The following is a 5,198-nucleotide window of genomic DNA, read 5'->3' on the forward strand; positions in this document are numbered from 1 at the left end:
GGGCGGGGTTACTCGTCGATCGTGGGGTACTGGCGGGTGGGCTCGACCCGGGGGCGGGCGGTCTTGTTCTCGGTGTCCACCGGGCGGGGGCCGGCGGCCGGGTCGACCGGGACGCGGGCGGCGGGCGGGGTGACGGCGGGGGCGGCCGGGGTGGCGCCGCCGCCGGTGACGCCCTGGAAGGCGCCGCCGAGGCCCTTGAGCGCGTCGCCGACCTCGCTGGGGATGATCCACAGCTTGTTGGCGTCGCCCTTGGCGAGCTCGGGCAGCGTCTGCAGGTACTGGTAGGCGAGCAGCTTCTGGTCGGCGTCGCCCTCGTGGATGGCCTCGAAGACGGTGCGGATCGCGGCGGCCTCGCCGTCGGCCTTCAGGACAGCGGCCTGCGCCTCGCCCTCGGCCTGGAGCACGGCGGCCTGCTTCTCGCCCTCGGCGCGCAGGATCTGGGCCTGCCGGGCGCCCTCGGCGGTGAGGATCGCGGCGCGCTTGTCGCGGTCGGCGCGCATCTGCTTCTCCATCGAGTCCTGGATGGAGGTCGGCGGCTCGATCGCCTTCAGCTCGACCCGGTTGACCCGGATGCCCCAGCGGCCGGTGGCCTCGTCCAGGACGCCGCGCAGGCCGGCGTTGATAACCTCGCGGGAGGTCAGGGTGGACTCGAGGTCCATCGAGCCGATGATGTTGCGCAGGGTGGTGACGGTGAGCTGCTCGATGGCCTGGATGTAGCTGGCCACCTCGTAGGTCGCGGCCCGCGGGTCGGTCACCTGGTAGTAGATGACGGTGTCGATGTTGACGACCAGGTTGTCCGAGGTGATCACGGGCTGCGGCGGGAACGGGACGACCTGCTCGCGCAGGTCGATCCGGTTGCGGATGGTGTCGATGAACGGCACGACGATGTTCAGGCCGGCGCTCAGGGTGCGGGTGTAGCGGCCGAAGCGCTCCACGATGGCCGCGCTGGCCTGCGGGATCACCTGGATCGTCTTGATCAGGGCGATGAAGGCCACCACTACCAGGACGATCAAGACGATGAGGACGGGTTCCAACGCTTCTCCCCTAGACGACCAGGGCGGTCGCGCCCTGGATTTCGACGACGTCGACCTGCTGCCCCGGCTCGAACACCGAACCCGGGTGGAGCGCGCGGGCCGACCAGATCTCGCCGTTCAGCTTGATCCGTCCGCCCTCTCCCCCGTCGACTGTTTCCTGTACCACCGCGGTGGCGCCGGTCAGCGCCTCCACGCCCGTGCGGTACCCCGGGCCCTTCTTCAACTGGCGGTAGGCGATCGGGCGGACGAACACCAGCAGCGCCGCGGACACCCCGACGAACACCAGGAACTGCGGGACCGTGCCGCCGCCCAGACCGGCCGTCAGCGCGGCGGCGCCGGCGCCGATCGCGAACATGGCGAACTCGGGCATCGCGGTGACCAGCAGCGGTATGCCCAGCGCGACGGCGATCAGCAGCCACCAGATCCAGCTGTCCACGGGCTCCATCCTAGGGAAGTCGGTGTTCTCCCCGCGTAGCTTCCCGCAGGTGGGGCGGCGGAAACCGGCCGTGCGTGCGACCGGTTCCCGCCGTTCGCCGCGGGGACGCGATTCAGCCGAGCGGGAGGCCCTGCGCGGTCCACCGGTCGCCGCGCCGCTCCAGGGTCAGCGGCAGGCCGAAGCAGTGCGAGAGGTTGCGGGCGGTGAGGGTGGTCTCGATCGGACCGGCCGTCATCACCTTGCCCTGGCGGATCATCAGCACGTGGGTCATGCCGGGGACGATCTCCTCCACGTGGTGGGTGACCATCACCATGGACGGCGCGTACTCGTCCCCGGCGAGCGCGGCGAGGCGGCGGATCAGGTCCTCGCGGCCGCCGAGGTCGAGGCCCGCGGCGGGCTCGTCGAGCAGCAGCAGCTCGGGGTCGGTCATCAGGGCGCGGGCGATCAGGGTGCGCTTGCGCTCGCCCTCGGAGAGGGTGCCGAACTTGCGGCCGGTGAAGCCGGCCATGCCGAGCCGGTCGAGCAGCAGCAGGGCGCGGGACTCGTCGGAGTCCTCGTAGGTCTCCTTGCCGTGCACGGTCTGCCCGTAGGCGGCGGTGAGGACGGTCTCCAGCACGGTCTGGCCGGCCGGCAGCTTCTCGTACATCGCGGCGCTGGCCAGGCCGATCCGGGCGCGCTGCTCGAAGACGTCGACCTGGTCGAGCTTCTCGCCGAGCACCACGGCCTCGCCGGAGCTCGGGAAGAGGTACGCGCCGGCGATCTGGAGCAGCGTGGTCTTGCCCGCGCCGTTCGGCCCGAGCACCACCCAGCGCTCGCCCTCCTTGACCGTCCAGGACACGTGATCGACGAGCGCGCGCCCCTCCCGGACCACGGAAACGTCCACCAGCTCCAGCACGTCGCTCATGCCTACGCCTTCCCCAAATGCAAGAATCCGGCCGTCCCTGGACCTGGGCGTTCGGTCCTCGGGGGTGCGGTCCACCATGTGTCAGGGCAAACCTACGCCACCCGCCCGGCGCGCTTGTCCGTAGGCTGGTCCGATGCTCGTCACTCCTGCCGACAATCCGTACCAAGAGCCCCGTTCGGGGCGGCTCGCCGCCTGGGGCAACGCGCTGCTGGCCGGGGCGGCGTCCCCCGACGACGCGGCCGCCGCCGTCCAGGGCACCGACGACGCCCACCGGGTGACCGGCCTGCCCGGCGAGGCACCCGACTCGCTGCACGGCCTCACCTGGGCGCTGGGGCGGCTGCGCTCGCTGGGCGCGAAGGGCCTGCGCCTGGCCCTCCCGGTGGCCGGGCACCCGCTGGGGCTGACCGGGCCGCCGTCCTTCAACTCGCTGGCGATGGGCGCCGGCGAGGCCGTCCTGGCGGTCGGCGTCCCGTACGGGCTGGTGCCGGAGGTCGAGGTGTACGGGCCGGAGGGCGACCGGGGCGTGCGGGTGCTGTGGCAGTGCCTGCCGGTCGAGGAGGCGCCGCCCGCCGACGTGCCCTCGCTGGACGAGGCCGAGCGCGAACTCGCCGACGGGCTGCGGCGGGCCACCGCCGAGCTGGTCCGCCTGGACGTGGCGGGGGCCGGGCCCCAGGCGCTGCGGGCGCTGGAGTCCTTCCGCCGGCAGGGGCACCGCGAGCTGCTCGCCCCCGGCTACCCGCCGCGGGCGGTGCGGGTGCTGGAGTCGGCCCGGCAGGTGTCCGCGCTGCTGCACATCGCCTCGGGCGGGCACGGGGCGGCGGTCTCCGCCTCCGAGATGGCCGCCCGGCGGGAGGCCCTGGCCCCGCTGGACCGCACCGCCCGGCGGGCGCAGGTCGCGGCGTACAACGCGGCGGTGGACGAGCTGCGGCGCTGATCCGCGGTCAGGGCTGGTTGCGGACCGCCCAGAGCGCGGCCTGGGTGCGGTCGGCGACGTCCAGCTTCATCAGGATGTTCGAAACGTGCGTTTTGACCGTTTTCTCCGACAGGTGCAGTGCGCGGGCGATCTCCCGGTTGGAGCGGCCGTCGGCGATGTGCGAGAGCACCTCGCGCTCGCGGTCGGTGAGGGTGCCGCCGCGGCCCTGCGGCGCGGCCGGGACGTCCTCGGCGAGCAGCGCGGCGGCCAGTTCGGGCTGGAGCAGCACGTGCCCGGCGTGCACCGAGCGGATCGCCCCGGCCAGCGCCTCCGGGTCGACGTCCTTGTACACGTAGCCCGCGGCGCCGGCCCGCAGCGCCGGGACCACGGTGCGGTGCTCGGTGAAGCTGGTGACGATCAGCACCCGGGCCGCGCTGCCGCGTTCGCGCAGCAGGCGCAGCGCCTCGATGCCGTCCACCTTGGGCATCTTGAGGTCCATCAGGACCACGTCGGGGGCGAGCCGGTCGGCCTGCTCGACGGCCTGCTCGCCGTCGGCGGCCTCGCCGACCACCTCGATGTCGTCCTGCACCTCCAGGAAGGTGCGCAGGCCGCGCCGGACCACCTGGTGGTCGTCCACCAGCAGCACGCGGATCGGTGACGCGGTGTCAGGCACCGGGAACCTCCATCTCGACCAGGGTGCCCCGGCCCGGGGCGGACTCCAGGGACAGCCAGCCGCCCACCGCGGCGGCCCGGTCGCGCATCGACACCAGTCCGAGGTGGCGGCCGGCCCGGCGCACCGACTCCGGGTCGAAGCCGCGGCCGTCGTCGCGGACGGTCAGCTTCACGCCGCGGCCGGCGGTGCCGGTGAGGGTGACCTCGACGCCGCTCGCCCGGGCGTGCCGCAGCGCGTTGTGCAGCGCCTCCTGGGCGACCCGCAGCACGGCCGCCTCCTGGGCGGCGGGCAGCGCGCGGACGCCGGTGGCGGTGAAGGCGACCTTCGCGCTGTGCGCCCGGTCCAGCACCTGGACCTGCGAGGCCAGGGTGGCCACCAGGCCGTCCTCCTCCAGCGCGGCGGGACGCAGTTCGACCACCACGGCCCGCAGTTCGTCGGCGGCCTCGGCGGCGAGCCGGGCCACCTCGGCCAGGTTGTCGCGGGCCCGCGCCGGGTCCCGGTCGACCAGTTTGGCGGCGGCGCGGGCGGTCAGCCGCAGCGAGAAGAGCTTCTGCGAGACGGCGTCGTGCAGGTCGTGGGCGATCCGGGCGCGCTCGCCGGACAGGGTGAGTTCGCGGCTGCGCTCGTAGAGCCGGGCGTTGCCGAGGGCGAGCGCGGCGTGCGCGACCAGGATCCGGAGCAGTTCCTCGTCCTGCGCGGTGAAGCCGCCGGGCTTGTTGGCCAGGAACAGGGCGCCGGCGATCTCGTCCTCGTCCATGATCGGCATGCCGAGGAAGTCGGTCATGTCCGGGTGGGCGTCCGGCCAGCCGCCGAACGCGGGGGCGGTGCGGACGTCCTTCAGCCGGGTGGGCTCGCGGTCGTGCAGCATCGAGGCCAGCACCCCGTGCTGGCGCGGCAGCGGGCCGATCGCCCGCCACTGCTCGTCGCTCACCCCGTCCACCACGAACTGGGCGAAGCCGCCGTGGTCGTCCGGCAGGCCGAGCGCGGCGTACTCGGCGCCCAGCAGCGTCCGGGCGGAGGCGGTGATCCGCCGCAGCACCTCCCGCACCTCCAGCGGCCGGGACATCGCCAGCACCGCCGCGCTGACCGCTTCGATCGCCTGCAGCGACGGATCGCACCGGGGACTGTCCATGCGCCCACGCTACCGCCGTGATCACGCCCGCCACCTCGGGCGCGGGACCTCGGGCGCGGGACCTAGGACGGGAGGCCCGGGACCGGGAGGCCCGGAAACGGGACCG

6 protein-coding genes are annotated in these 5,198 nt (G+C 73.9%); 1 reads left to right on the forward strand and 5 read right to left on the reverse strand.

The window, feature by feature from the left end; all coding sequences use genetic code 11:
- Positions 1 to 8 precede the first annotated feature (8 nt).
- From ACFUEL_RS34540 to ACFUEL_RS34550, 3 genes are all read right to left on the reverse strand, one after another.
- A complete protein-coding gene (locus tag ACFUEL_RS34540; protein ID WP_380241334.1) occupies positions 9 to 1,034 on the reverse strand; it encodes an SPFH domain-containing protein in 1,026 nt (341 codons plus the stop codon).
- A gap of 10 nt (positions 1,035 to 1,044) precedes the next feature.
- Entirely contained in the window at positions 1,045 to 1,479 is a 435-nt protein-coding gene (locus ACFUEL_RS34545) for an NfeD family protein (RefSeq protein WP_380241336.1), read from the reverse strand.
- 103 nt (positions 1,480 to 1,582) lie between these two features.
- Positions 1,583 to 2,374 carry an ABC transporter ATP-binding protein gene (locus ACFUEL_RS34550; RefSeq protein WP_380241338.1) on the reverse strand — a complete coding sequence of 264 codons (792 nt, stop codon included), beginning with the start codon at positions 2,372 to 2,374 and terminating at the stop codon, positions 1,583 to 1,585.
- 133 nt (positions 2,375 to 2,507) lie between these two features.
- Between ACFUEL_RS34550 and ACFUEL_RS34555 the strand changes: the two genes are divergently transcribed.
- Entirely contained in the window at positions 2,508 to 3,308 is an 801-nt protein-coding gene (locus tag ACFUEL_RS34555; protein WP_380241340.1) for a hypothetical protein, read from the forward strand.
- A 7-nt stretch (positions 3,309 to 3,315) separates the two neighbouring features.
- On the opposite strand, the gene ACFUEL_RS34560 is transcribed toward ACFUEL_RS34555, so the two are convergent.
- Both ACFUEL_RS34560 and ACFUEL_RS34565 read right to left on the reverse strand, forming a co-directional pair.
- Positions 3,316 to 3,960 carry a response regulator gene (locus tag ACFUEL_RS34560; RefSeq protein WP_380241342.1) on the reverse strand — a complete coding sequence of 215 codons (645 nt, stop codon included), beginning with the start codon at positions 3,958 to 3,960 and terminating at the stop codon, positions 3,316 to 3,318.
- Positions 3,953 to 5,092 (reverse strand): GAF domain-containing sensor histidine kinase, encoded by a 1,140-nt coding sequence (locus tag ACFUEL_RS34565; RefSeq protein ID WP_380241344.1) that lies wholly within the window; start codon positions 5,090 to 5,092, stop codon positions 3,953 to 3,955. The genes ACFUEL_RS34560 and ACFUEL_RS34565 overlap by 8 nt, the downstream gene beginning before the upstream one ends.
- Positions 5,093 to 5,198: the final 106 nt, after the last annotated feature.

This window comes from Kitasatospora sp. NPDC057198 (assembly GCF_042670125.1).
In the GTDB taxonomy this organism is placed as follows: domain Bacteria; phylum Actinomycetota; class Actinomycetes; order Streptomycetales; family Streptomycetaceae; genus Kitasatospora.